The sequence below is a fragment of the Streptomyces sp. NPDC048191 genome, assembly GCF_040652655.1.
GTDB lineage: Bacteria > Actinomycetota > Actinomycetes > Streptomycetales > Streptomycetaceae > Streptomyces.
Map to the genome: position 1 here is coordinate 51,630 of NZ_JBEZMO010000021.1, position 22,940 is coordinate 74,569.

Consider the following 22,940-nt stretch of genomic DNA (forward strand, 5'->3'; position numbering starts at 1 on the left):
GGGGCCGCCCTTTTCAGCGTCTTCGGCTCAAGCGCCCCAAGGGGGCGCGGGGAACTGCGCGACCAGCCACGACGGGCCCGCAGCCGCCCACGGCGCTCCACCGCAGCGGCACTCCGGTGGACCGGCGCTCGAAGCGGAGCGCTTACTTGCCCTTGGCCGCTTCCTTGAGCTTGGAGCCCGCGGTGACCTTCACGCTGTAGCCGGCGGGGATGTTGATCGGCTCGCCGGTCTGCGGGTTGCGCGCGGTGCGAGCGGCACGGTGGGTGCGCTCGAAGGTCAGGAAGCCGGGGATGGTGACCTTCTCGTCGCCCTTGGCGACGATCTCGCCGACGGTCTCGGCGAACGCGGCCAGCACGGCGTCGGCGTCCTTGCGGGTCACCTCGGCGCGGTCGGCCAGCGCGGCCACCAGCTCACTGCGGTTCATGTTGTTACTCCCGTGTTTTTCTTGCCGTTGGGGTGTGCCACGCGGCGGATCCGCCCGAGGCACTGCGATGCCGATGCGCTCGCGCCCTTGGGGGTGCCCCCGGGGGACGTAGTCCCTGGGGGAGCATCCTGCCCCTACCTGCGGCGGTAAAGCCAATCCGGCACCCGTAGGAGTCGTGAGAACACCCAGGGGAGTCACACGAAAGGCGCCCGCTCGGCGTCACCCTAGAGCGCGCCCGGCATCAGCTGGTTCCACGACGCGCCGGTACGGGCGCCGCCGTGGTGATCCTCACAGCCCCTGCACAGTACGACACGCCGTCACCGGGCCGACGCCCGGCCGCCGCTTTTCCTTCACCCGGCCGGGCACGCGGCGGCGCCCGGACCGGATCCCGGTGCGGCTAGGCCGTCGCCCCGGCGGCCTTCGCGGCCTCGCGGACCGCGCCGGCGACGGCGCCCGCGACCTTGTCGTTGAAGACGCTGGGGATGATGTAGTTCGGGTTGAGCTCGTCCTGGCTGACCACGTCGGCGAGGGCCTTCGCGGCGGCGAGCATCATCTCGGTGTTGACGGTGCGGGACTGGGCGTCCAGCAGGCCGCGGAAGACGCCCGGGAAGACCAGCACGTTGTTGATCTGGTTCGGGAAGTCGGAGCGGCCGGTGGCCACAACGGCGGCCGTCTGACGGGCGATTGCCGGGTCCACCTCGGGGTCGGGGTTCGCGAGCGCGAACACGATGGCGCCGTCGGCCATGGCGGCCACGTCGGTGCCGTCGAGGACGTTCGGGGCGGAGACGCCGATGAACACGTCGGCGCCGCGCACGGCCTCCTTCAGGGTGCCGGTGAGGCCCTCGGGGTTGGTGTTGTCGGCGATCCAGCGCAGCGGCGAGTCGGCCGGGGCGTTCACCAGGTCCTCGCGGCCGGAGTGGACGACACCGTGGATGTCGGCGACGACGGCGTTCTTCACGCCCGCGGCGAGCAGCAGCTTGAGGATGGCCGTACCGGCCGCGCCGGCGCCGGACATGACGACGCGGATGTTCTCGATGGCCTTGTCCGTGACGCGCAGGGCGTTGGTCAGGGCGGCGAGGACGACGATGGCGGTGCCGTGCTGGTCGTCGTGGAAGACGGGGATGTCGAGGGCCTCGCGCAGGCGGGCCTCGATCTCGAAGCAGCGCGGCGCGGAGATGTCCTCCAGGTTGATGCCGGCGAAGCCCGGGGCGATGGCCTTGACGATCTCGACGATCGCGTCGGTGTCCTGGGTGTCCAGGCAGATGGGCCAGGCGTCGATGCCGGCGAAGCGCTTGAAGAGGGCCGCCTTGCCCTCCATCACGGGGAGGGCGGCCTTCGGGCCGATGTTGCCGAGGCCGAGCACCGCGGAGCCGTCCGTCACGACCGCAACGGAGTTGCGCTTGATGGTGAGGCGGCGGGCGTCCTCGGGGTTCTCGGCGATCGCCATGCAGACGCGGGCCACACCGGGCGTGTAGACCATGGAGAGGTCGTCACGGTTGCGGATCGGGTGTTTCGACGCCATCTCGATCTTGCCGCCGAGGTGCATCAGGAACGTACGGTCGGAGACCTTGCCGAGGGTGACGCCCTCGATGCCGCGCAGCTTCTCGACGATCTCCTCGGCGTGGGCCGTGGAGGTGGCCGCGATGGTGACGTCGATGCGGAGCTTCTCGTGGCCGGACGCGGTGACGTCGAGGCCGGTCACCGAGCCTCCGGAGGACTCCACGGCGGTGGTGAGCTGCGAGACGGCGGTTCCGCTCGCGGGCACCTCCAGCCGGATGGTCATCGAGTAGGAGACGCTGGGCGCCGTTGCCATGGCCGACTTCCTCTGCTTTCACCGTGTCGCGAGTTGTGCCGTCCGATCGTCGCACCTACCGCGGAGTACGCGGTAGTCGCCCTGGATTGCGGACGTTTTGTTCATGAGCGGTGCCTGATTGCCGCACGGTTTCGGAAAACCACTTCCACCATACGAGAGACGATCAGACAAAGAAAGAGACCCACGTCACACAGACGTGGGCCTCTCTCACGCTTACGACACCGACCCGCCATGCTCGCCTCGCGGCAAGTGGTCCCTCGCAGGGACGAAGGTTGGGCCCGGGGGCTTGGATCGAGCCGGTGCCGCAACCAGGCTAACAAACGGATGCCGAGGACCATTCCCCTCGCGGGGAGTTCACAGAAATCTCAGTCTCTCAGCAGATCCGGCACCCCGGCCGCGTCCGGCTCGTCCCGCTCCCCCGACACCACCGTCAGCTGCTGGGTGGCGCGGGTGAGGCCCACGTAGAGCACGCGCAGGCCGGCCGGGGACTCGTCGGCGATCTCCGCCGGTGAGACGACGACCGTCGCGTCGTACTCCAGGCCCTTGGCCTCCAGGCTGCCGAGCGCCACCACCCGGTCGCCGAGCCCGGCCAGCCAGCGGCGGGCCTCCTCGCGCCGGTGCATGGCGACGACCACGCCGACCGTGCCGTCCACCAGGTCCAGCAGCCGCTCGGCCTCGGCCCGTACGGTCCGCTGCAGCGAGTCCCGTACGACGGTGAAGCGCGGCTCGACCCCGGTGGAGCGGACCGCGCTGGGCGCCTCGGAGCCGGGCATGGCGAGCGCGAGCACCTTGGCGGCCAGCTCGGCGATCTCGGCCGGGTTGCGGTAGTTCACGGTGAGCTGGAAGCGGCGCCGGGGCCGGGTCCCGAGGGCCTCGTCGCGGGCCTCGGCGGCCTCGTCCGGGTCGGACCAGGAGGACTGGGCCGGGTCGCCCACGACCGTCCAGGTGGCGTGCCGGCCACGGCGGCCGACCATGCGCCACTGCATCGGTGTGAGGTCCTGCGCCTCGTCCACGATGACGTGCGCGTACTCGGTGCGCTCCTGTGCGAGGCGCTCGGCCCGCTCGCGCTGCGTCTCCTCGCGCACCGGCATCAGCTCCTCCAGGCCGGTGAGCTGGTCCAGCGGGTCGAGCTCGCGCTTCTTCTTCGGGCGGGCCGGGGCGCCGAGGATCGCCTGGAGCTCGTCCAGCATGGCGATGTCGTGCACGGAGTGGCCGTCGCGCTGGAGGGAGCGGGCGACCTTGCGGATCTCGCCGGGGTTCAGGGTCCGGCGGGCCCAGCGGCCGAGCCGCCGTTCGTCCGCCATGGCGGCGAGGACCGCCTTCGGGGTCAGCTCGGGCCACCAGGCGGCGAGGAAGGCGAGGAAGGAGTCCTCCGAGGCCACGTCCTCGTCGAAGGAGGAGCGCAGCTCGGCGGCCAGCTCCGGGTCGGAGTGCCGGGTGGCCGCTCCGGACTTGGCCCACAGGGCGTCCAGGAGCAGCTTGCGGGCGCGCGGACGGAGCAGGTTGACGGGCGCGGTGCCGCCGAGGGCGGTCCTGCGGATACGTTCCAGTTCCTCCGCCTCCAGTTCGAGACGGCGTCCGAAGGCGACGACACGGAGGCGGGACGGCGGCCCGTCGAAGGGGCGTGGCCCACCGTCCTCGTCCGCCGTGCGGGTGTCGGCCGGCCCGAGTTCCAGGGCGCCCCGGGCGGCCTTCCGCAGCACCTTCAGCATCCGGTACGAGCCCTTGGCGCGGGCCACGGACGGGGAGTCGTACAGCGTGGCCTCGACGCCGTCGACGAGGGAGCCGATCGCGCGGATCGCGACCTGGCCCTCCTCGCCGAGCGAGGGCAGCACGCCCTCGGTGTAGGCCACGAGCAGCGGAGTCGGGGAGACGATGAGGATGCCGCCCGCGTACCGGCGTCTGTCCTGGTAGAGCAGGTAGGCGGCGCGGTGCAGGGCGACGGCGGTCTTGCCGGTGCCGGGGCCGCCCTCGACGTAGGTGACGGAGGCGGCGGGGGCGCGGATGACCAGGTCCTGCTCGGCCTGGATGGAGGAGACGATGTCCCGCATGGTGTGGGTGCGGGCCTGACCGAGGGCGGCCATGAGGGCGCCGTCGCCGATGACGGGCAGCTCACGGCCGTCGAGGAAGGCGGTCAGCTCGGGGCGCATCAGGTCGTCCTCGACCCCGAGCACGCGGCGCCCCTTGGACCGGATGACCCGGCGCCGTACCACCCGGCCCGGCTCCACCGGGGTGGCCCGGTAGAAGGGCGCGGCGGCGGGCGCCCGCCAGTCAATGACGAGTGGCGCGTAGTCCGCGTCGAGCACGCCGATGCGCCCGATGTGCAGGGTCTCGGCGATGTCGGCGGTGCTGTCGTCGCGCACGGCGCCGTCGGCGGGTTCCACTGCGGTGTAGGCCCCGTCGGGGCCCTTCTTGCCGTCCTTGCCGAGGAGCAGGTCGATCCGCCCGAAGAGGAAGTCCTCGAACTCGTTGTTGAGCCGGTTCAGGTGGACGCCGGCCCGGAAGACCTGCGCGTCCCGCTCGGCCAGCGCGCCCGGGGTGCCGACCTGGCCCCGCTTGGCCGCGTCGTTCATCAGGAACTCGGCTTCGTGGATCTTCTCCTCGAGCCGCCGGTACACCCGGTCCAGGTGTTCCTGCTCGACGCTGATCTCCCGGTCACGGACGGAATCCTGTGCGTCGTGTACCGAGCCGACCGCGGACTGCTGAACCTGAGCGGCCACCGGGCCCCCTTCTGACGTGCTGAGCAACCGTCAACCGTACGCGAAGAGGGTCCGTCAAAGCTACGGGACGACACCTTCCCCGGGGGCGCGGGGCGGTGTCGTGTGCGGCTGCGCCGCCCGGGCGCGCCCAGCCGGGCGCGGGCGGCCGGCACTCGGCCGGACACGCCCGGCCGAGTCCGCCGCGGGTGCTACGCGTCGACCTGCACGAGCTTCTTGCCCTGGAAGGTCACGACCTCGAAGTGGTCGATCTCGTTGGGCTTGAAGGCCGCCGCGCCGCCGATGTAGAGCGGTTTCTTGGACTCCGGCGTCTTCCCGTCCGGGATGCCGTAGCCCGCGTCCGGCACGGACCAGGAGGACATCGTCACGCGCTGCCCGTTCTTCGCGACGAGCACCAGGGAGCACTTGATCGGGCCCTTGGCGTTCTTCAGCTCCAGGACCGCCTGGGTGCCCCAGTCCTTCCGTGCCATGCCGACGGTGGCGCTGATCTGCGACGACGGGTCCGTGGCCGACTTCTTGTCGGGCATGGACTCGAAGGTGGTCTGCGCCGAGGAGGCGGCGACCTGGCCCCCGCCGCCGTCGGAGCCGCTGTTCGCCGCCACCGCGGCCAGCGGTCCGGCGATGATCAGCGCGGCCGCCGCCGCGATCATGTAGAAGCCGCGCCGGCGCTTCTGGGCGCGCTTCTCCGCGACCTCGTCGACCAGCTTCTCCACGATCCGCGGGCTGGGCCTGGCGGACAGCGACTCGCCGATCGCGGGGGTGCTGCCGGAGCCCGGCAGGTCCGCGAGCGCGGCCAGCATCGGCTCCATCCCGGCCAGCTCGTCCAGCTGCTGGGCGCACCACTCGCAGCCTGCGAGATGCGCCTCGAAAGCGGTTGCCTCGGCGTCGTCGAGAATTCCGAGGGCATAGGCGCCGACGGTCTCGTGCTCGCTCGGCACCGAAGATCCCGATTGGGGGCTCATGGGCCCAGACATACCCGGACCACCCGCACCGAATCCCTGCATCCCCCCGTAACCACTGCTCATCACGCCGTCACCCCCCGCTCCTCCAGTGCCAGCTTCATCGACCGCAGGGCGTAGAACACCCGAGAGCGCACCGTGCCGCTGGGTATACCAAGCGTCTCGGCCGCCTCATTGACCGTACGCCCCTTGAAGTACGTCTCGACGAGGACCTCCCGGTGGGCCGGGGTCAGGTCGTCGAGCGCGTCCGACAGCGTCATCAGCCACAGCGCCTTGTCGATCTCGTCCTCCGCGGGGATGACCTCCAGCGGCGACGGATCGACCTCCTGCGGCCGGGCCTGCCGGCTGCGGTGGCCGTCGATGACGATGCGGCGCGCGACCGTCACCAGCCAGGGGCGTACCGATCCGGTCGCCCGATTGAGCTGACCGGCGTTCTTCCAGGCACGGATGAGGGTTTCCTGTACGACGTCCTCGGCGCGCTGCCGATCACCGGCGACCAGCCGCAGGACATACGCAAGCAGAGGTCCGGCGTGCTCTCGATACAGCGCACGCATCAGCTCCTCATCCGGTTCCGAGGGCTGTGAGGACATGCGATGTCGGGCCCTCGATCCACGTTCATTGGCCACGGCCGCATCCTTGCGCACGCCCACCTCCGGTGTCCGGGGGTTCCCCCAGTCGGTCGCTCGCCCACCCGTACGGAAGGGAGCGGCGCGGTGTTCAAACGGAGGTGACAGTTTTCTCGGGGGTGACGTGACGAGGGGGACATGGCCGCACATACCCCCCGCGTGATCTTCACAATTCCGACACGCCACCGAGGGTGATCACAATTTCCGGTGTACGGGCCACTCAAACGCGGTGTTGCGAAAATCACGCCCTCGCGAGCGCGGCCCGTCGCCGGTGCCGGGCCACCCGCTCCCGGTTCCCGCAGACCTCGCTGGAGCACCACCGCCGGCGCCGCCCCCGGGACGTGTCCAGGTACACGAGCGGGCAGTTGTCCCCCTCGCACTCCCGTACGGCCGCCCGCGCGACGGGATCGGTGAGCAGTTCCACGGCGTCCCGCGCGACGAGCGCGAGCAGCCCCGCGCAGGCCGGCGGCTCGGCCAACTCCCGGACCAGAGCGCCTCCCTCACCGCGTACGGCGCGCAGGACCGGGGGCGCGGCTCGGGCGAGCTCGTTGACCCGCCCGAGCGCCCGCACGGACGAGGGCGTGTCCACGGCGTGCGGGCTGCGCACCAACTGCCCGACGTACACGCGCAGTTCCCGGAAGGGGGCCGGCCACGAGGCGTCCGCGTGACCGAGCGCCGTCCCCTCCGGCACCAGTCGGGCTCCGCCGATCCACGCGCACAACCCCTCGACGGAGTCCAGCCGTTCGGCCGGGTGCGTGGTCGCGAGGAGATCGAGACAGATCCGTCCGGCGTCGAACCGCGGCTCGTAGGGGGGCGTGGCCGTACCCAGTGCCATGTGCCTGTCACCGCCTAGGCAGGAAGCGTGGGGTCTTCCCTTCACAGTGCCTTCCCCGGCGCCCGGCCGGAACCCCTCGTACCGGCTGGACGCACACGCATGCGGACGCGCGCCTCGGCCATGTCCGGGTGCCGGGGTCTCCCGGTTCCCTGGGGGCATGACGAACACGACGAACCAGACCACCCCAGCGGGCGCGATCACCGCGACGGCCACGCCCGGCAGGTCCGCCGTCCTGATCGCGGCCACGATCACCACGGGCCTGAGCGCCGGGGTCTTCTACATCTTCGCCTGCGCGGTGATGCCGGCCCTCGCCCGCAGCGACGACCGGACGTACGTCGAGGTCATGCGGAACATCAACACCGTGATCCAGAGCCCGGTGTTCTTCCTGTGCTTCATGGGGGCGCTGCTGCTGACCGGCCTGTCGGCGTGGCAGCTGCGCCGGTCCCCGTGCGGGAGATGGGTCCGCGCGGCCCTGCTGGCGTACGCCCTGGTCCTCCTCGTCACGACGGCGTTCAACATCCCGCTCAACAACGCCCTGGCGGCGCAGGGCGATCCGGCCGCCCTGCGCGAGCACTTCGAGGGCCCCTGGGTGGCGTGGAACGTGGTACGGGCGCTCGGCTCGACGCTGTCCCTGGGGCTGCTGAGCCGGGCCCTGATGCTGTACGGCCGCTCCGCCCGCTCCGCGTAGGAGCCCGGCCGGCGGACCTCGCTCGCTACGCGTCCGCGTACTTCGCGTCCGCCGCCGGGTCCAGGGCCAGCCGGTAGCCCCGCTTCACCACCGTCTGGATCAGCTTCGGCGCCCCGAGAGCCGTGCGCAGGCGGGCCATCGCCGTCTCCACCGCGTGTTCGTCGCGGCCCGCGCCCGGCAGGGCGCGCAGCAGGTCAGCCCGGGGCACCACCCAGCCGGGACGGCGGGACAGGGCCCGGAGCAGGGACATGCCGGCCGGGGGAACCGGTTTCAGGGCGCCGTCCACCAGGACCGCGTGCCCCCGGATCTCCACCCGGTGCCCGGCGATGGGCAACGCGCGGGCGCGGGCCGGGAGTTCCTGGCACAGCAGCTGGACCAGGGGGCCGAGGCGGAAGCGCTCCGGCTGGACCGTGTCCACGCCGTGCGCCTGCAGCGGCAGCGCCGTGACCGGGCCGACGCAGGCCGGCAGGACGTCGTGGGAGAGCGCCGCCAGCAGCTCCGGCAGCAGGCGGCGGTCCTCGGCGCGGGACAGGAGGGATGCGGCGGCCGGGGCACTGGTGAACGTCAGGGCGTCCAGGGACCGCGCCACCGTCGCGTCCAGCAGGCGGTCCAGCGGGGTGACGTCCTCCGGGGGCATCCAGCGGTACACCGGCACCGGGAGCACCTCCGCTCCCCCGGCACGCAGGGACTCGACGAACCCCGGCAGCGGTTCGCCGTGCAGCTGTACGGCGATACGGCGGCCGTCCACGCCCTCCTCGAGGAGGCGGTCCAGGACCTCGGCCAGGGATTCCGACGACGGCGACCACTCCTCCGTCAGACCGGCCGCCCGGATCGCCCCCTTGACCTTGGGACCCCGGGCCAGCAGCTCGGCCTGCCGGAGCCGGCCCAGCAGCGGATCGCCCAGGCCCCAGCCCTCGGCCGCCTCGACCCAGCCCCGGAAGCCGATCGCCGTGGTGGCCACGACCACGTCCGGGACGCGGTCGATGATCTCCTTCGTGGCGGCGAGGAGTTCGCCGTCGTCGGCGAGCGGCACGATCCTGAGGGCCGGTGCGTGCAGGACCGCGGCACCGCGCCGGTCGAGCAGGGCGCTCAGCTCCTCGGCCCGGCGCGCGGCCGTGACGCCCACGGTGAATCCCGCGAGCGGTCCGTGCTCGGGGTGCTGCTCTTCGTCGTACATCGGCTCTCCTAGCTGACCGGCGCGCCGTTCGAGCCTGTCAACGGTGCGTGACAGGCTCGGTTCGGCTTGATGTCACCGGTGTTACGTCACACTTCGGCGTAGCTGAGCTGCGGCTTTGTCTCCGCTGCCGGCACTGTCCCACCCTGCCGCGCCGCGCGGCGAAGGTATACGGCCCACGTCACCGCGAAGCAGAGGGCGTAGAAGGCGAGGAAGGCGACGAAGGCGCCGGTGCCGGATCCGTAGGAGAGGAAGGACTGGCGGAAGGCCAGGTTGATGCCGACGCCGCCGAGCGCGCCGACCGCGCCGATCAGCCCCATCGAGGCGCCGGACAGCCGCCGTCCACAGGCCACGGCCGCCTCCCCCGTCAGCCCCTTGGCCAGGGCCTTCGCCTGGAAGATGCCCGGGATCATCTTGTACGTCGAGCCGTTGCCGAGCCCGCTGAGCACGAACAGGACGACGAAGACGGACACGAACAGCCCCAGCGACTTCTCCCGGCTCGCCACGATCAGTACGGCGGTGGCGGCGGCCATGGCGACGTAGTTCCACAGGGTGATGCGGGCGCCGCCGAACCGGTCGGCGAGCCGGCCGCCGAGCGGGCGGATCAGGGAGCCGAGCAGCGGGCCGATGAACGTGAGGTAGGCCGCCTGGAGCGGGGTGCGGCCGAACTGGATCGTCAGGACCTGGCCGAAGGCGAAGCTGTAGCCGATGAAGGAGCCGAAGGTGCCGACGTAGAGGAAGGACATGATCCAGGTGTGGGCGTCCCTGGCGGCGTCCTTGGCCGCCCCGGTGTCGTTCTTCACCGTCGCCAGGTTGTCCATGAACAGGGCGGCGAGGGTCGCGGCCACGACGATCAGCGGGATGTAGATGCCCAGCAGGACGCGCGGGCCGCCGTTCGCGCCGATGACGGCGAGGGCGACGAGCTGGATGACGGGCACGCCGATGTTGCCGCCGCCGGCGTTCAGGCCGAGCGCCCAGCCCTTGCGCCGCAGCGGGAAGAAGGCGTTGATGTTGGTCATGGAGGAGGCGAAGTTGCCGCCGCCGATGCCGGCCAGCAGGCCGACGAGGAGGAACGTGGTGAAGGACGTTCCGGGTTCCATGACCGCGAAGGCGGCGATCGTCGGTACGAGGAGGAGGCAGGCCGAGATGATCGTCCAGTTGCGGCCGCCGAAGACCGCCACGGCGAAGGTGTAGGGGACGCGCACGACGGCACCGACGAGGGTGACCATCGAGGTCAGCAGGAACTTGTCGGCGGGGGTGAGCCCGTACTCCGGGCCCATGAAGAGGACCAGCACGGACCACAGGGTCCACACCGAGAAGCCGATGTGCTCGGAGAGCACGGAGAACCAGAGGTTCCGGTTGGCGATCCGCTCGCCGGTCGCCCTCCAGAATCCCTCGTCCTCCGGGTCCCAGCGCTCGATCCAGCGGCCACTTCGTCGGGTGGGGACTGGGGCTGTCATCGCTCCTCCAGGGGGCTCCGGGCTGCTCTGTCTGCCGTACGACTCACTGAGCCCGAAGGTAGGGAGGACGCGTTTCCGTGCCTGTGGCTGCGGGTGACCGGAAGGGAACGTTGCTCTCACTCGCGGGGAGGCGGCCCGGTGAGGGCGGGCCGCCGGGAGCTCAGGACGCGATGCGGTACCGGTGCTCCGGACGGCCCGTCGCCCCGTAGCGCAGGATCAGCCGGACCATGCCCTCCTTGACGAGGTACGACAGGTAGCGCTGGGCGGTGGCCCGGGAGACGCCGGTCAATTCCGCGGCCTCGGCTGCCGACAGGTCGCGGTGGGCGGCCCGCAGCGCCTGCTGGACCAGCGCGAGCGTGGGCGCCGAGTGGCCCTTGGCCGGCACCCGGGGGACGGCGGGTGGCCGGACCGCGCTGAACAGGGCGTCCACATCGGCCTGTTCGGTCTCCGTGGTCTGCCCGAGGGTGTCGACGCGGTGCTGGAGTTCGCGGTACGAGGTGAGCCGCTCGGCGAGGTCGGCGGAGCCGAAGGGTTTGACCAGATAGCCCACGGCGCCGAGTTTCATGGCGGTGCGCACCGAGGCGATGTCCCGGTCGGCGGTGATCATGATGGCGTCGGGGCGGGCACCGCCCGCGTCCCCGGTCAGCCGCCGCAGGACGTCCAGTCCGCTGCCGTCGGGCAGGAAGACGTCCAGCAGGAGCAGGTCGGGGCGGAGTTCGGAGGTGGCCTGGAGCGCCTCGGTCACGGTCGCCGCCTCGCCCACCACCTCGAAGCCCCGGACCCGGGAGACGTAGTCGCAGTGGATGTGGCTGACCCGGAAGTCGTCGTCCACGACCAGGGTGCGGATCATCAGCGGTCACCTCCCACGGGCGACGACTTCGTCCGCCCGGCCGTCACGAGGTCCGGCAGGGGCAGTCGTACGGTGAAGACCGCCCCGGGGCCCTCGCTGACGGTGATCGCACCACCGTGCCGCGACACCAGGCGATGGACCAGGGCCAGGCCCAGGCCGCGTCGGGCGGTGCCCCGGTCGGGGCGGGTCGACCAGCCGTCCTCGAAGATCGTGTCGTGGGCGCCGGGCGGAATGCCGGGGCCGGAGTCCGCCACCCGTACGGTCGTGCCCCGCTCGTCCTCGGCGAGCGTGAGCCGCACCGCGCGCCCGCCCGCCGGAGGCGGCCCGTCGCCCGCCGCGTCGATCGCGTTGTCCAGCAGGTTGCCGACGATCGTCAGCAGCCGCGGCAGATGGGGCGGGTCCTGGCCCAGCGCGGAGTCGTCGTCGAGTTCGACGCACACCCCGCGTTCGGCGGCGACCGTGGTCTTGGCCACGACCAGGCCGACCATGAGCGGGTTGCCGATCCGCCCCCGCACGGACTCGGTGAGCGCCTGCCCGCCGCCCGCCGACTCCACGGCCAGCTCGTACGCGTCGTCGTGCGCCCCGATGTCCAGCAGCCCGGCGACCGTGTGCATCCGGTTGGTGAACTCGTGCTGCTGCGCCCGCAGCGCGTCGGTCAGCCCGCGCACCGAGTCCAGCTCCCGCAGCAGCCCGACCAGTTCGGTGCGGTCGCGGACGGTCACCACCGCGCCCAGTGCGCGCCCGTGCAGGGTCACCGGCATCCGGTTGACGACCAGGCAGTGCTCGTCGGTCAGCACGCTGATGTCGGTTCCGGTCAGCGTCCCGTCCAGGGCCCGGCGCAGCCGTCCGTCGGGCAGCACCTCCGCCAGGGTGCTGCCGAGCGCGGTGCCGAGGCCGAGCAGGCGGCGGGCCTCGTCGTTCACCACGGTGATCCTGCCGTCCGGGGCGAAGGCGAGCACACCCTCCCGGATGCCGTGCAGCATCGCCTCACGGTCCTGCAGCAGCCCGGCGATCTCCTCCAGCTCCAGCCCGAACGTGGTCCGCTTCAGCCGCCCGGCCAGGCCGAACGCGGCCACCGAACCGAGCGCGGTGGCGATCGCCGCGTACACGGCGAAGGTGGGCAGCTCGTGCCACAGTTCGCCGAGCACGTCGTGTTCCGGGATGCCCACCGACACCTCGCCGACCAGTTCGCCCGTCGGCCCGTACAGCGGGACCCGGCCGTTGGCGGACCGCCCGGTGGCGCCCTGGTCGGTGCCGACGTGCGGCCGGCCGTCCCGCGCCACGACCGGCTCGGACACCCGCGAGCCGACCAGTTCCGGCATGGGGTGCGAGTGGCGGATGCCGCGCAGGTCGATGACCACCACGTACGACGCACCCGACGACTGCCGGATCCGCTCGGCGACGGCCTGGACGACGTCACCGCCGCCCTGCTGCATGGCCCGCCGGATCTGCGGGTCCGCGGCCGTCGTCCGGGCGATGGCCACGGCCCGCTCCTCGTAGGTGCGGTCGAGGGCGGAGCGTTGCGCGAAGGCGAACAGGACGAATCCGATGACGCCCGTGAGCGCCAGGATGACGAGCTGGCTGACCAGGATCCGCGCGGACAGTCTCCCCCTCCCGCCGCGCCCGGTCCGTATACGGATGGGTGTCACAGGTGCCTCTTCGCCCCTGTTCCGGTTGCTGCCGGGCCGGCCCTGCGCCGGACCCGTGGTGGCGTGATTGTGCCTGATGGCCGAAATCCTGCCCACCCCTGGAGCGCTGAGCTAAACGAGCAGAACCCCGGTTTACGCGGCTATCGCGGGATACCTCGGAAACAGCGACGTCACACCGGGTGGCCTCTAGCGTCTGCCTTCCTCGACCCCGACGAGGTGTGGAAGGAGAGGCCTCACATGGCTTCGCGAAACGATGTCGCGAAGAGCCCGAACGCCGGCGGCGGCACCGCTGCGGCGGCGCGCGAGGACGCGCGCATCGAGATATCCGGGCTCACCAAGCGATTCCTGACCCCTGCCGGTGAGGTGTTCACAGCGCTGCAAGGCGTGTCGTTCACCGTGGAGCCGGGCCAGTTCTGTGCGGTGGTCGGTCCCACCGGCTGCGGCAAGTCGACCACGCTGAGCATGGTGTCCGGGCTCGACCGGCCCAGCGAGGGCTCGGTCCGGGTCGGCGGCCGTGAAGTGGACGGCATCACCGACGGCGTCAGCTTCATGTTCCAGGCGGACGCCCTGCTGCCCTGGAAGACGGTCCTCGGCAATGTGCTGATGGGACCGGTCTTCCGTGGCGTGCCCAAGCAGCAGGCGCAGGCCTCGGCCCGTGACTGGTTGCGCCGGGTGGGCCTCACGGGGTTCGAGGACCGGTATCCGCACCAGCTCTCCGGCGGTATGCGCAAGCGCGTGGCGATGGCCGCGGCGCTGATCAACGAACCCAAGATCCTGATCATGGACGAGCCGTTCGGCGCCCTGGACGTGCAGACCAAGGCGATCATGTCGACCGAACTGCTGGGCCTGTGGGAGCAGATCCGCCCGTCCGTCGTCTTCATCACCCACGACCTCGACGAGGCCGTGGCCCTCGCCGACCGGGTCGTCGTGATGACCTCCGGCCCCGGGTCGGTCAAGGCGGTCTTCGACATCGACCTGCCGCGCCCGCGCGGCTCCGTCCAGGAGATCCGCTTCCAGCCCCGCTTCATCGAACTCCAGCAACAGATCTGGGAAACGCTGCGCGAAGAGGTCGAGCGCGCCTACGCACGCACCGCAGGAGGCACCGCATGACCACGACGTCCACCGCGCCCGACTCGGTCACGGGCGGCGGACAGGCCTCGGCGGCGGCCGCCGCCAGGCAGGCGGCCCGGCGCCGCGTCGCACGGGTGTGGGCGGGCCGCATCGGCATCGCGGCCCTCGTCATCGGCGGCTGGCAGGCCTTCACCGCCTGGGGCATCGTCGACCCGTTCTTCTTCGGGCAGCCGTCCGGCATCTGGACCCGGCTGCTCGACCTCTTCCAGAACGGCACCGAGTTCGGCTCCTTCTACACGAACATCTGGACCACCATCCAGGAAGCGCTCGTCGGCTTCGCCGTCGGCGCCGTCACGGGAGTCGTCTTCGGTGTGGCGCTCGGCCAGAGCCGCTACCTGTCCGACGTCCTCGGGCCCTACATCAAGATGGTCAACGCGATCCCGCGGATCGTCCTCGGCTCGATCTTCATCGTCGCCTTCGGCATCGGCGTGACCCCGAAGATCCTGCTCGCCGCCGTGCTGGTGTTCTTCATCGTCTTCTTCAACGCCTTCCAGGGCGTCCGCGAGGTCGACCGCAACATCCTCGCCAACGCCCGGGTGCTCGGCGCCTCCCAGACCCAGATCATCCGGCACGTCATCGTGCCCTCCGCGCTCACCTGGATCATCGCCAGCCTGCACAGCGCCTTCGGCTTCGCCATCGTCGGCGCGCTGGTCGGCGAGGTGCTCGGCGCGCAGAGCGGCCTCGGTCTCGTGATCAAGACCGCGCAGAACAACTTCGACCCCAACGGTGTGTTCGCGACGATGCTCGTCATCGCCGTCATCGTGCTGGGCGCGGAGTGGCTGATCGGCAAGCTCGAACACCGGCTGCTGGCCTGGCGCCCGCCGGCCGCCTCCGAGGCCAACTCCCTGTGAACTCCCCCTCCACCTCCCTCTCCCCGCGTTGCGCGTCCCCGTACCCCCGAAAGGAAAGAGCCGCCATGTTCAGCAGAGCCCTCACCGCATCGCTCGTCACCGTCCTCACCCTCGGCGCGGCCACCGCGTGTTCCAGCAGCTCGGCCGGCTCCGGTTCGAGCGGCTCCGGCGGCACCCCGACCGTCAAGCTCATGGCCGGCGGCATCGACAAGCAGATCTACCTGCCGTACCAGCTCGCCCAGAACCTCGGCTTCTACAAGAAGTACGGCGTCAACGTCGTGCTCAGCACCGAGCAGGACGGCGGCACCGGTGCCGAGGACGCCATGGCCTCGGGCCAGGTGGACATGGCGGGCGCCTGGTACAACCACACGATCGACTTCCAGGTGAAGGGCAAGGCCGTCGAGGACGTCGTCCAGCTGTCCGGGGCGCCGGGTGAGCGGGAGATGTGCGCCACGAAGAGCGGAGTGCACTCGGCCGCCGACTTCAAGGGCAAGACCCTCGGCGTCACCGACCTGGGCTCGGGCACCGACACTCTCACCCAGTTCCTGGCCGCCAGGAAGAACGTCAAGACGGGCGACTTCCACCGGATCGGTGTCGGCGCGGGCTCCACGGCCATCGCCGCGCTGCAGAACGGCAAGGTCGCCTGCGTGATGACGACGCAGCCGACGGTCGCCGCGATCGAGAAGAAGGGCGTCGGCTTCTCGGCGGTCGACGTGGCCACCACCCAGGGTGCCAAGGCCGCGACGGGCGGCGCCTGGCCGGCCGCGGGTGTCATCGCCCGGACCGACTGGGTGAACTCGCACAAGGACGCGGTGCAGAAGGTCGTCGACGCGCTCGTGGCCACCATGCACTGGATCAACACCCACAGCGCGGCCGACATCGCGGACAAGCTGCCGCAGTCGTTCGTGCAGAACCAGCTCGTGACCAAGGCCGACTACGTCAAGGCCCTGACCGAGGACAAGGGGCAGTTCCTCCCGGACGGCATCATGCCGGCGGGCGGCCCGAAGAACGTCCTGGCCACCGAGGTCCTGGTCGGCCACGCGACCTCGAAGGTGAACCTCGCCACGACGTTCACCAACGACTTCGCCATGGCGGCCAACAAGAAGGAGGGCCTCACCACCACGACGACCCCGGCGGGCGCGGACGGCTGATCCCGGGCTCCGGCGCCGGCTACGGCCGGCGCGGAGCCTGCCCCCGGCCGGCGCTCATCGTCCTGTCGTCCGTCGCGGGGATCCAGCTCCCGCCCGGCCGGCGCAGCCAGCCCTCCGCCTCCGCGATCCGGGCCGCCGCCCCGCGCAGGGCGTCCAGCCCGGGATGGACCAGCCCCCTGCGCCACACCAGGGAGACCGGTGACAGCGGCACGGGATCGACCAGGGGGCGGAGGACCGTGCGGGGCAGGGCGGGGAAGTCCACCACGGCCAGCACCGGATGCCGGCTCTTGGCCATGATCCGCTCGAACTCCTCGTCCCCGACGGCCAGCGGCAGGGGCGGGGCGAGCCGGACGCCGTACTCCTCGAAGAGAGCGCGGGCCAGATCGGTCCACTCCGGGGTGCGCGGGTTCCCGGCACCGGCGTACACCGTCTCCCCGGCCAGCTCGGCCACGGGCACCTGGGGCAGACCGGCCAGCCGGTGGTCCTCGGGCAGGACGACGGCCATCGGCTCGTACCGCACCGGCTGCTGTTCGAGGCCCGACCTGAGCGCCGGGTCCAGGCCGGCGAAACGGCCGAACGAGACGTCCAGCCGACCGGACAGCAGCTGTTCGGCGGCGCCGGTCAGGCCGCTCTCGTAGCGGGCCATCAGCTCGCAGTCCGGGGCGAGTTCACGGGCCCGGTGCAGCACCCGGCGGCCGGTGACCAGGCCCGGAGAGTTGAGGTCCACCAGCAGCGCGCGGGCCTGTCCGAAGGCCGCGAGCAACTCGTCCTGCGCCGCCAGGACCCGGCGCGCGTACGGCAGCAGCCGGACGCCGTCGGCGGTCAGCGTCACCTGCCGGGTGGTCCGTACGAGGAGTTCGGCGCCCAACTCCCGTTCCAGCCGCCGTACGTCACGGCTGAGGGCCTGCTGGGCGACGTACAGACGGGCGGCCGCCCGGGTGAAGTGCAGCTCCTCGGCGACGGCGACGAAGGCACGCAGGAGACGGGGGTCCACGGGGTCGGGCACGGCACGCAACTTACAACACGGGTGCGTGAATCGGCGCCGAGAAGGTGTTGGACCCCTTGATCCACTCCGGGCGAGGGTGGACCCATGCCCCCGCTCATATCCGCGACCCGCGCCTACCGCCGTCTCTTCTCCCTCCCCGGCTCCCGGGCCTTCACCACCGGCAACCTCCTCGCCCGCCTGCCCATGGGCATGTTCAGCGTGAGCGCGGTCGTGATGATCGCCGGCTCGCGGGGCTCGTACGCCCTGGCCGGCGCGGTCACCGCGACCGGTCTCGCGGCGACCGCGCTGGCCGGGCCCTGGATCGCGCGGCTGGTCGACCGGCACGGGCAGGCCCGCATCGCCGTACCGGCCACGCTCCTCTCCGTCCTCGGCAGCCTCGCGCTGCTGCTGTGCGTGCGCTACGGCGCCCCCGACTGGACCCTGTTCGCCGCGTACGCCGCGACCGCCGCCACCCCCAACATCGGCGGCCTGTCCCGCGCCCGCTGGGCGCACCTGCTGGGCGACGACCCCGGTGCGCTGCACACCGCGAACTCCTTCGAACAGGCCGCCGACGAGCTGTGCTTCATGCTCGGCCCGGTGCTCGCATCCTTCCTCACCGGCACGTTCTTCCCCGAGGCGGGCACGCTCACCGGCGCGGTGCTGCTCTGCGCCGGCATGCTGCTGTTCGCCGCCCAGCGCGCCACCGAGCCGCCGCCACGGGCCGGTTCACGGGCCCGGTCACCGCTGCGCAGTCCGGGTCTGCCCCCACTGCTGGTCTGTTTCACCGCGACCGGGGCGGTGTTCGGTTCGATGGAGGTCGTGACGATCGCCTACGCCGACGCGCTGGGACATCGCGCGGCGGCGGGCGCCGTCCTCGCCCTGCAGGCGACGGGCTCCTGCGTGGCGGGCCTGGTGTTCGGGGCGATGAAGCCGGCGGGTGTGCGGCTGGGCCACTGCCTGGCGGGGATGGCGGCGCTGATGACGCTGCCGTGGGCCGCCGCGGGGACCGCCGGTTCGCTCTGGGCGCTGGCCGGTGCGCTGCTGGTGGCGGGGATGGCGACGGCACCGACGATGGTCACGGCGATGACGCTGGTACAGCGACGCACCCCGGCCGACCGCCTGAACGAGGGCATGAGCCTGGTGGTGACCGGTCTGCTCACGGGGATCGCATGCGGCTCGGCACTGGGGGGCTGGGCGGCGGAGCACCTGTCCCCCACCGCCGCCTACGCCGTCCCGGCGAGCGCCGCTGCCCTGGCCCTGGGGGTGGGCACTCTCACCGGCGCCGACCGGGTGCCGCCGCGCCGAGAGGCCGACGGCACCGCGGTTGCCTAGGGGCGCGGGGAACTGCGCGGCCAGCCGCCAGGCACCCGTACCTGGCGACGGCGAAGCGCCCCCACGACAAAGGCCCCGCCGCTGAGGAGCGACGGGGCCTTGCCCACATGGGGTGAACCCCCGGAGGGGTTTGGTGGAGATGGCGGGAATCGAACCCGCGTCCAACGGTGCGGAATCAGGGCTTCTCCGTGTGCAGTCCGCTGCGCTTTTCTCGGCCCCGGCGATCACGCGAACAAGTCGCCGACGGGCCCAGTCACTGTTTGGTTTCCCTCTTCACCCCGTGACCGGGATCAAGGTTTAGTTCCCTAGCTGATGCCAGGATCCGGGTCGGGAACAGCCCCGGGCTGACACTTCGCAAGTCGCTACTTAGGCAGCGAGGGCGAAGGAATCGCGCTTGGTGTTGGCGATTATTTTTTGCGACATATGGTTTACGAGATCATTGCCGCTTCCTCGACACGCTTCCCCTGCTTCGACAGCCGCTGTCGAAACCGATCATCCCCATGTTGCTGTGTTTAATTAACAACAGTTCGATCCCTCCGTGGAGGGTCCGCGCACCCTCTGTGGAGTGCACTGCCATCGTACGTGACCAACGCACGACGGTGCCAGCCTATTCCCCGGCGGTCGGCCGGCTAGACGCCGCGCTGCCTGCGCTTCGCCGCCGCGATCGCCCGGTCCGACTCCCGCCGGTCCTGCTTCTCCCGCAGCGTCTGCCGCTTGTCGTACTCCTTCTTGCCCCGCGCGAGGGCGATCTCGGCCTTCGCGCGGCCGTCCTTGAAGTAGATGGCGAGGGGCACGATCGTGTGACCCGTCTCCTGGGACTTCGACTCCAGCTTGTCGATCTCCTCGCGGTGCAGGAGCAGCTTGCGCTTGCGGCGCGCGGAGTGGTTGGTCCAGCTGCCCTGGTGATACTCGGGGATGTGGGCGTTGTGCAGCCACGCCTCACCCCGGTCGATCTGGACGAAGCCGTCGGTCAGCGAGGTCCGCCCCTCGCGCAGCGACTTGACCTCGGTGCCCATGAGCACGAGCCCGGCCTCGTAGGTGTCGATGATCGCGTAGTCGTGCCGGGCCTTCTTGTTCTGGGCGACGATCTTGCGCTTGCCGCCCTTCTCGCCGTCCCGGGCCTTGGCGGCCCCGCCGCCCTGCTTGGGCTGGGACTCCTTCGGTACGTACATTCCCTTGCTCATAGTGCCGACCATTTTCGCACCACACCGGGGGTGTGAGTACAGCCGATTACGAGTGGCTACGAAGCGTCGCCCAGGCCGGTGAGGACCGTCGCGGCCCGCCGCAGCGCGTCCGGGCCGGAGTCCAGGTCGGGGGTGATGCCCCGGCCGTCGACGGCGTGGCCGGAAGGGGTGCGGTAGTGGCCGACGGTCAGCTCGGCCACCGAGCCGTCGGGCAGGTCGGTCGGCATCTGGATGGAGCCCTTGCCGAAGGTGCGCGAGCCGATCACCACCGCGCGGCCGCGGTCCTGCAGGGCCCCGGTGAGCATCTCGGCCGCGCTCATCGTGCCGCCGTCGACCAGGGCGACCAGGGGCCGGTCGGTGTCGCCGCCGGGTTCGGCGTGCAGGGAGCGCTGGGCGCCGTCGACGTCGTAGGTGGCGACCAGGCCGCCGTCGAGGAAGGCGGAGGCGGTCTCCACCGCCTCGGTGACCAGGCCGCCGGAGTTCCCGCGCAGGTCCAGGACGACCCCGCCGTCGGCCGGGGCCTGCCGGACCGCCGCGCGGACGGCGTCCCCGGAGCCCTTGGTGAACGCGGCGATCCTGATGACGGTGACCCCGCCGGGCAGCCGGCGCACGGTCACGGAGTCGGTGGACAGGCTGGCCCGGCGCAGTGTCTCCGTCCACGCGCGCGTGCCGCGCTGCAGGCCCAGCGTGACGGGCGTACCGGCGGACGCGTCGTCGGCGTCGCCGCGCAGTAAGGAGACGACCTCGGTGACGGGCCGCCCGTCGACCTTGCCGCCGTCGACGCTGCGCAGCCGGTCGCCCTTGCGGATCCCCGCCTCGGCGGCGGGCGAGCCGGGCTGCACCTTGGTCACCTCGATCCGGCCGTCCAGCTCGCGTCGCGCCCACAGGCCGACACCGGTGTAGCGGCCGTCGAGAGCCTCCTGGAACTCCTGGTACTCGCCTTCGGAGTAGACGGCGCCCCACCTGTCCCCGCTGCGGCTGACGGCCTGTTCGGCGGCGTCCATCGGGGACTTGCCGTCGGCCATCGCGTCGGCGGCCGCCTTCTGGACGTCCTCGTGCCGGCTGGCCGTGGGCGCAGGTCCGGCGGTCGCCCTGCGCACGGAGGCGGCGGGCTCGGTCTCCGGGAAGGAGCCGGTGGCGGCGCCGGTGACCAGGACGCCGGCGAAGACCAATGTCAGGGCGGCCCCGCGGCGGAAGCGACGGGGCTGACAGAACAGGTCTCGGCCTGACATGGCGGTGAGTCTAGGACAACGCGAAGGGCCGCACGGGCCGATGCCCGTACGGCCCTCTTGGGATGCGTCACACCTTCAGGTACTTGCGCAACGCGAAGAACGCCGCCAGCGACGGCATCACCACGCTCGTGGCGAGGATCAGCGGCAGCTTGGTCAACACCGCGTCCCAGCCGACGAAGTTGATGAGCGTGAGCTTCGTGGACAGGGCCATGCCGTGGTCGATGGTGAAGTACCGCCCCACCACCAGGGCCACGCAGGCGACTCCGCCGCCGATGAGTCCGGCGACCGCGGCCTCGGCGATGAACGGCGCCTGGATGTAGAAGCCCGAGGCGCCGACCAGGCGCATGATCCCGGTCTCGCGCCGGCGGCTGAACGCGGAGACGCGCACGGTGTTGACGATCAGCAGCAGCGCGACGATCAGCATCAGCGCCATCACGCCGAGCGCGCCCCGGTTCATCAGGTTCAGCAGCGTGAAGAGGTTGTCCAGGATGCCCTTCTGGTCCTGCACGGACTGCACACCGGCGCGCCCGTTGAAGGCCGAAGCGATCACCTGGTACTTCTGCGGGTCCTTCAGTTTGATCCGGTACGACTCCTGCATCTGGTCCGGCGTGAGCGAGCCGGCCAGCGGGGAGTTGCCGAACTGCTCCTTGTAGTGCTTGTACGCCTCGTCCTGCGACTCGTACGCCACCTTCTCGACGACCGGCATCTTGTGCAGGTCCGAGAGGATCTGTTTCTTCTGGTCCTCGGTCACCGCGCCCTTGGCGCATTTGACGTCCGAGTCGGCGTCGTGCTTGTTGCACAGGAAGATCGAGACGTTGACCTTGTCGTACCAATAGCCCTTCATGGTGCTCACCTGGTCGCTCATCAGCAGCGAACCGCCGAACAGCGCCAGGGACAGGGCGACGGAGACGATGACGGCGAAGGTCATCGTCAGATTGCGGCGGAGACCGACACCGATCTCCGACAGGACGAACTGGGCGCGCATGGCGTCTGGTCGAGCCTTTCCGTCGTGAACTTGCTTAGTGCTGGTAGCCGTAGACGCCGCGGGCCTGGTCGCGGACGAGGCGGCCCTTCTCCAGCTCGATGACGCGCTTGCGCATCTGGTCCACGATGTTCTGATCGTGAGTCGCCATGATGACCGTGGTGCCCGTCCGGTTGATGCGGTCGAGCAGCTTCATGATGCCGACGGAGGTCTGCGGGTCGAGGTTGCCGGTGGGCTCGTCGGCGATGAGCAGCTTGGGCCGGTTGACGAAGGCCCGCGCGATGGCGACGCGCTGCTGTTCACCACCGGACAGCTCGCCGGGCATCCGCTCCTCCTTGCCGCCGAGCCCGACGAGATCGAGCACCTGCGGCACGGACTTGCGGATCTCGCCACGGGACTTGCCGATGACCTCCTGGGCGAAGGCCACGTTCTCGGCGACGGTCTTGTTCGGCAGGAGCCGGAAGTCCTGGAACACCGTCCCCAACTGGCGGCGCATCTGCGGCACCTTCCAGTTGGAGAGGCGCGCGAGGTCCTTGCCCAGCACGTGCACCTGACCGTGGCTGCACCGCTCCTCGCGGAGGATGAGCCGCAGGAAGGTGGACTTTCCGGAGCCGGAGGACCCCACGAGGAACACGAACTCGCCCTTCTCCACTTCCAGGGAGACATCCCTGAGTGCGGGGCGGGTCTGCTTGGGGTAGACCTTGGAGACGTTGTCGAATCGGATCACGGATGCACCACGGGTAGCCGGGGGTAGATGAGCGTGACCATACGCGAACCGGGAGTGCAAGTGCAGTCGCAGGTCGAGGTTGGGTAAGGCTTGTACGTTTTTGTACCGGCCCCTGTGCCCGCCCGGCTCTCCAAGGCCCCGCGCACGGGCTCCGCGAACCTGGCACAGTG

General features: G+C 71.1%; 20 protein-coding genes and 1 other RNA gene. 5 read left to right on the forward strand and 16 right to left on the reverse strand.

The genetic code is table 11. The annotated features are described in order from the left end of the window. Window positions 1-142: 142 nt before the first annotated feature. From AB0D93_RS28910 to AB0D93_RS28935, 6 genes are all read right to left on the reverse strand, one after another. Window positions 143-424, reverse strand: a complete 282-nt coding sequence (locus AB0D93_RS28910) for an HU family DNA-binding protein (RefSeq protein ID WP_023550134.1) — start codon at window positions 422-424, stop codon at window positions 143-145. A 397-nt stretch (window positions 425-821) separates the two neighbouring features. Further along, a complete protein-coding gene (locus tag AB0D93_RS28915) occupies window positions 822-2,237 on the reverse strand; it encodes an NAD-dependent malic enzyme (RefSeq protein WP_362125207.1) in 1,416 nt (471 codons plus the stop codon). Window positions 2,238-2,602: 365 nt separating this feature from the next. Then, window positions 2,603-4,957, reverse strand: coding sequence for a UvrD-helicase domain-containing protein (locus AB0D93_RS28920; protein WP_362125210.1), 2,355 nt, complete (start codon window positions 4,955-4,957; stop codon window positions 2,603-2,605). A 188-nt stretch (window positions 4,958-5,145) separates the two neighbouring features. Next, window positions 5,146-5,916 carry a zf-HC2 domain-containing protein gene (locus AB0D93_RS28925; protein ID WP_362125213.1) on the reverse strand — a complete coding sequence of 257 codons (771 nt, stop codon included), beginning with the start codon at window positions 5,914-5,916 and terminating at the stop codon, window positions 5,146-5,148. A 62-nt stretch (window positions 5,917-5,978) separates the two neighbouring features. Then, complete coding sequence (locus AB0D93_RS28930; RefSeq protein WP_030167252.1) at window positions 5,979-6,563, reverse strand: sigma-70 family RNA polymerase sigma factor; 585 nt, start codon at window positions 6,561-6,563, stop codon at window positions 5,979-5,981. A 217-nt stretch (window positions 6,564-6,780) separates the two neighbouring features. After that, window positions 6,781-7,374, reverse strand: a complete 594-nt coding sequence (locus AB0D93_RS28935; RefSeq protein WP_362125216.1) for an ABATE domain-containing protein — start codon at window positions 7,372-7,374, stop codon at window positions 6,781-6,783. 157 nt (window positions 7,375-7,531) lie between these two features. Here AB0D93_RS28935 and AB0D93_RS28940 point away from each other — a divergent pair, with 157 nt between their 5' ends. Further along, complete coding sequence (locus AB0D93_RS28940; protein WP_362125219.1) at window positions 7,532-8,062, forward strand: anthrone oxygenase family protein; 531 nt, start codon at window positions 7,532-7,534, stop codon at window positions 8,060-8,062. Window positions 8,063-8,087: 25 nt separating this feature from the next. Here the strand turns inward: AB0D93_RS28940 and AB0D93_RS28945 are convergent, their stop codons facing one another. The 4 genes from AB0D93_RS28945 to AB0D93_RS28960 form a co-directional block, all read right to left on the reverse strand. Further along, window positions 8,088-9,239 carry a uroporphyrinogen-III synthase gene (locus AB0D93_RS28945; protein WP_362125222.1) on the reverse strand — a complete coding sequence of 384 codons (1,152 nt, stop codon included), beginning with the start codon at window positions 9,237-9,239 and terminating at the stop codon, window positions 8,088-8,090. A gap of 86 nt (window positions 9,240-9,325) precedes the next feature. Next, window positions 9,326-10,696, reverse strand: a complete 1,371-nt coding sequence (locus tag AB0D93_RS28950; protein ID WP_362125225.1) for a nitrate/nitrite transporter — start codon at window positions 10,694-10,696, stop codon at window positions 9,326-9,328. Between the two features lie 160 nt (window positions 10,697-10,856). Next, window positions 10,857-11,546 (reverse strand): response regulator, encoded by a 690-nt coding sequence (locus tag AB0D93_RS28955; protein ID WP_362125228.1) that lies wholly within the window; start codon window positions 11,544-11,546, stop codon window positions 10,857-10,859. After that, entirely contained in the window at window positions 11,546-13,195 is a 1,650-nt protein-coding gene (locus AB0D93_RS28960) for a sensor histidine kinase (RefSeq protein ID WP_362125231.1), read from the reverse strand. The genes AB0D93_RS28955 and AB0D93_RS28960 overlap by 1 nt, the downstream gene beginning before the upstream one ends. A 237-nt stretch (window positions 13,196-13,432) precedes the next feature. On the opposite strand from AB0D93_RS28960, the gene AB0D93_RS28965 reads away from it, so the two are divergent. The 3 genes from AB0D93_RS28965 (at window position 13,433) to AB0D93_RS28975 (ending at window position 16,328) form a co-directional block, all read left to right on the forward strand. Continuing rightward, entirely contained in the window at window positions 13,433-14,305 is an 873-nt protein-coding gene (locus tag AB0D93_RS28965; RefSeq protein WP_362125234.1) for an ABC transporter ATP-binding protein, read from the forward strand. Beyond that, complete coding sequence (locus AB0D93_RS28970; protein ID WP_362125237.1) at window positions 14,302-15,177, forward strand: ABC transporter permease; 876 nt, start codon at window positions 14,302-14,304, stop codon at window positions 15,175-15,177. Before AB0D93_RS28965 ends, AB0D93_RS28970 begins: the two co-directional genes overlap by 4 nt. 65 nt (window positions 15,178-15,242) lie before the next feature. Then, window positions 15,243-16,328, forward strand: coding sequence for an ABC transporter substrate-binding protein (locus tag AB0D93_RS28975; protein ID WP_362125240.1), 1,086 nt, complete (start codon window positions 15,243-15,245; stop codon window positions 16,326-16,328). 19 nt (window positions 16,329-16,347) lie between these two features. Here the strand turns inward: AB0D93_RS28975 and AB0D93_RS28980 are convergent, their stop codons facing one another. Next, window positions 16,348-17,334, reverse strand: a complete 987-nt coding sequence (locus AB0D93_RS28980) for a LysR family transcriptional regulator (RefSeq protein WP_362125243.1) — start codon at window positions 17,332-17,334, stop codon at window positions 16,348-16,350. A gap of 84 nt (window positions 17,335-17,418) precedes the next feature. Between AB0D93_RS28980 and AB0D93_RS28985 the strand changes: the two genes are divergently transcribed. Beyond that, a complete protein-coding gene (locus tag AB0D93_RS28985) occupies window positions 17,419-18,645 on the forward strand; it encodes an MFS transporter (RefSeq protein ID WP_362125246.1) in 1,227 nt (408 codons plus the stop codon). A 131-nt stretch (window positions 18,646-18,776) separates the two neighbouring features. Here the strand turns inward: AB0D93_RS28985 and ssrA are convergent. The 5 genes from ssrA to ftsE form a co-directional block, all read right to left on the reverse strand. Beyond that, window positions 18,777-19,145, reverse strand: a transfer-messenger RNA (tmRNA) gene (gene ssrA, locus AB0D93_RS28990). Window positions 19,146-19,274: 129 nt separating this feature from the next. After that, complete coding sequence (gene smpB, locus AB0D93_RS28995; protein WP_153535457.1) at window positions 19,275-19,817, reverse strand: SsrA-binding protein SmpB; 543 nt, start codon at window positions 19,815-19,817, stop codon at window positions 19,275-19,277. A 68-nt stretch (window positions 19,818-19,885) separates the two neighbouring features. After that, entirely contained in the window at window positions 19,886-21,061 is a 1,176-nt protein-coding gene (locus AB0D93_RS29000) for a S41 family peptidase (protein ID WP_362125249.1), read from the reverse strand. A 67-nt stretch (window positions 21,062-21,128) separates the two neighbouring features. Then, the gene (ftsX, locus tag AB0D93_RS29005; RefSeq protein WP_362125252.1) at window positions 21,129-22,046 is read right to left on the reverse strand and encodes a permease-like cell division protein FtsX; all 918 of its coding nucleotides are present in this window, start codon (window positions 22,044-22,046) and stop codon (window positions 21,129-21,131) included. 34 nt (window positions 22,047-22,080) lie between these two features. Beyond that, entirely contained in the window at window positions 22,081-22,770 is a 690-nt protein-coding gene (gene ftsE, locus AB0D93_RS29010; RefSeq protein WP_023550110.1) for a cell division ATP-binding protein FtsE, read from the reverse strand. Between the last annotated feature and the right edge of the window lie 170 nt (window positions 22,771-22,940).

What these genes read in the sequence shown, in the direction of transcription:
- AB0D93_RS28910 (WP_023550134.1), bottom strand. Translation starts at nt 424, where the DNA reads ATGAACCGCAGTGAGCTGGTGGCCGCGCTGGCCGACCGCGCCGAGGTG.
- AB0D93_RS28915 (WP_362125207.1), bottom strand. Translation starts at nt 2,237, where the DNA reads ATGGCAACGGCGCCCAGCGTCTCCTACTCGATGACCATCCGGCTGGAG.
- AB0D93_RS28925 (WP_362125213.1), bottom strand. Translation starts at nt 5,916, where the DNA reads ATGAGCCCCCAATCGGGATCTTCGGTGCCGAGCGAGCACGAGACCGTC.
- AB0D93_RS28935 (WP_362125216.1), bottom strand. Translation starts at nt 7,374, where the DNA reads ATGGCACTGGGTACGGCCACGCCCCCCTACGAGCCGCGGTTCGACGCC.
- AB0D93_RS28940 (WP_362125219.1), top strand. Translation starts at nt 7,532, where the DNA reads ATGACGAACACGACGAACCAGACCACCCCAGCGGGCGCGATCACCGCG.
- AB0D93_RS28945 (WP_362125222.1), bottom strand. Translation starts at nt 9,239, where the DNA reads ATGTACGACGAAGAGCAGCACCCCGAGCACGGACCGCTCGCGGGATTC.
- AB0D93_RS28950 (WP_362125225.1), bottom strand. Translation starts at nt 10,696, where the DNA reads ATGACAGCCCCAGTCCCCACCCGACGAAGTGGCCGCTGGATCGAGCGC.
- AB0D93_RS28955 (WP_362125228.1), bottom strand. Translation starts at nt 11,546, where the DNA reads ATGATCCGCACCCTGGTCGTGGACGACGACTTCCGGGTCAGCCACATC.
- AB0D93_RS28965 (WP_362125234.1), top strand. Translation starts at nt 13,433, where the DNA reads ATGGCTTCGCGAAACGATGTCGCGAAGAGCCCGAACGCCGGCGGCGGC.
- AB0D93_RS28970 (WP_362125237.1), top strand. Translation starts at nt 14,302, where the DNA reads ATGACCACGACGTCCACCGCGCCCGACTCGGTCACGGGCGGCGGACAG.
- AB0D93_RS28975 (WP_362125240.1), top strand. Translation starts at nt 15,243, where the DNA reads ATGTTCAGCAGAGCCCTCACCGCATCGCTCGTCACCGTCCTCACCCTC.
- AB0D93_RS28985 (WP_362125246.1), top strand. Translation starts at nt 17,419, where the DNA reads ATGCCCCCGCTCATATCCGCGACCCGCGCCTACCGCCGTCTCTTCTCC.
- smpB (WP_153535457.1), bottom strand. Translation starts at nt 19,817, where the DNA reads ATGTACGTACCGAAGGAGTCCCAGCCCAAGCAGGGCGGCGGGGCCGCC.
- AB0D93_RS29000 (WP_362125249.1), bottom strand. Translation starts at nt 21,061, where the DNA reads ATGTCAGGCCGAGACCTGTTCTGTCAGCCCCGTCGCTTCCGCCGCGGG.
- ftsX (WP_362125252.1), bottom strand. Translation starts at nt 22,046, where the DNA reads ATGCGCGCCCAGTTCGTCCTGTCGGAGATCGGTGTCGGTCTCCGCCGC.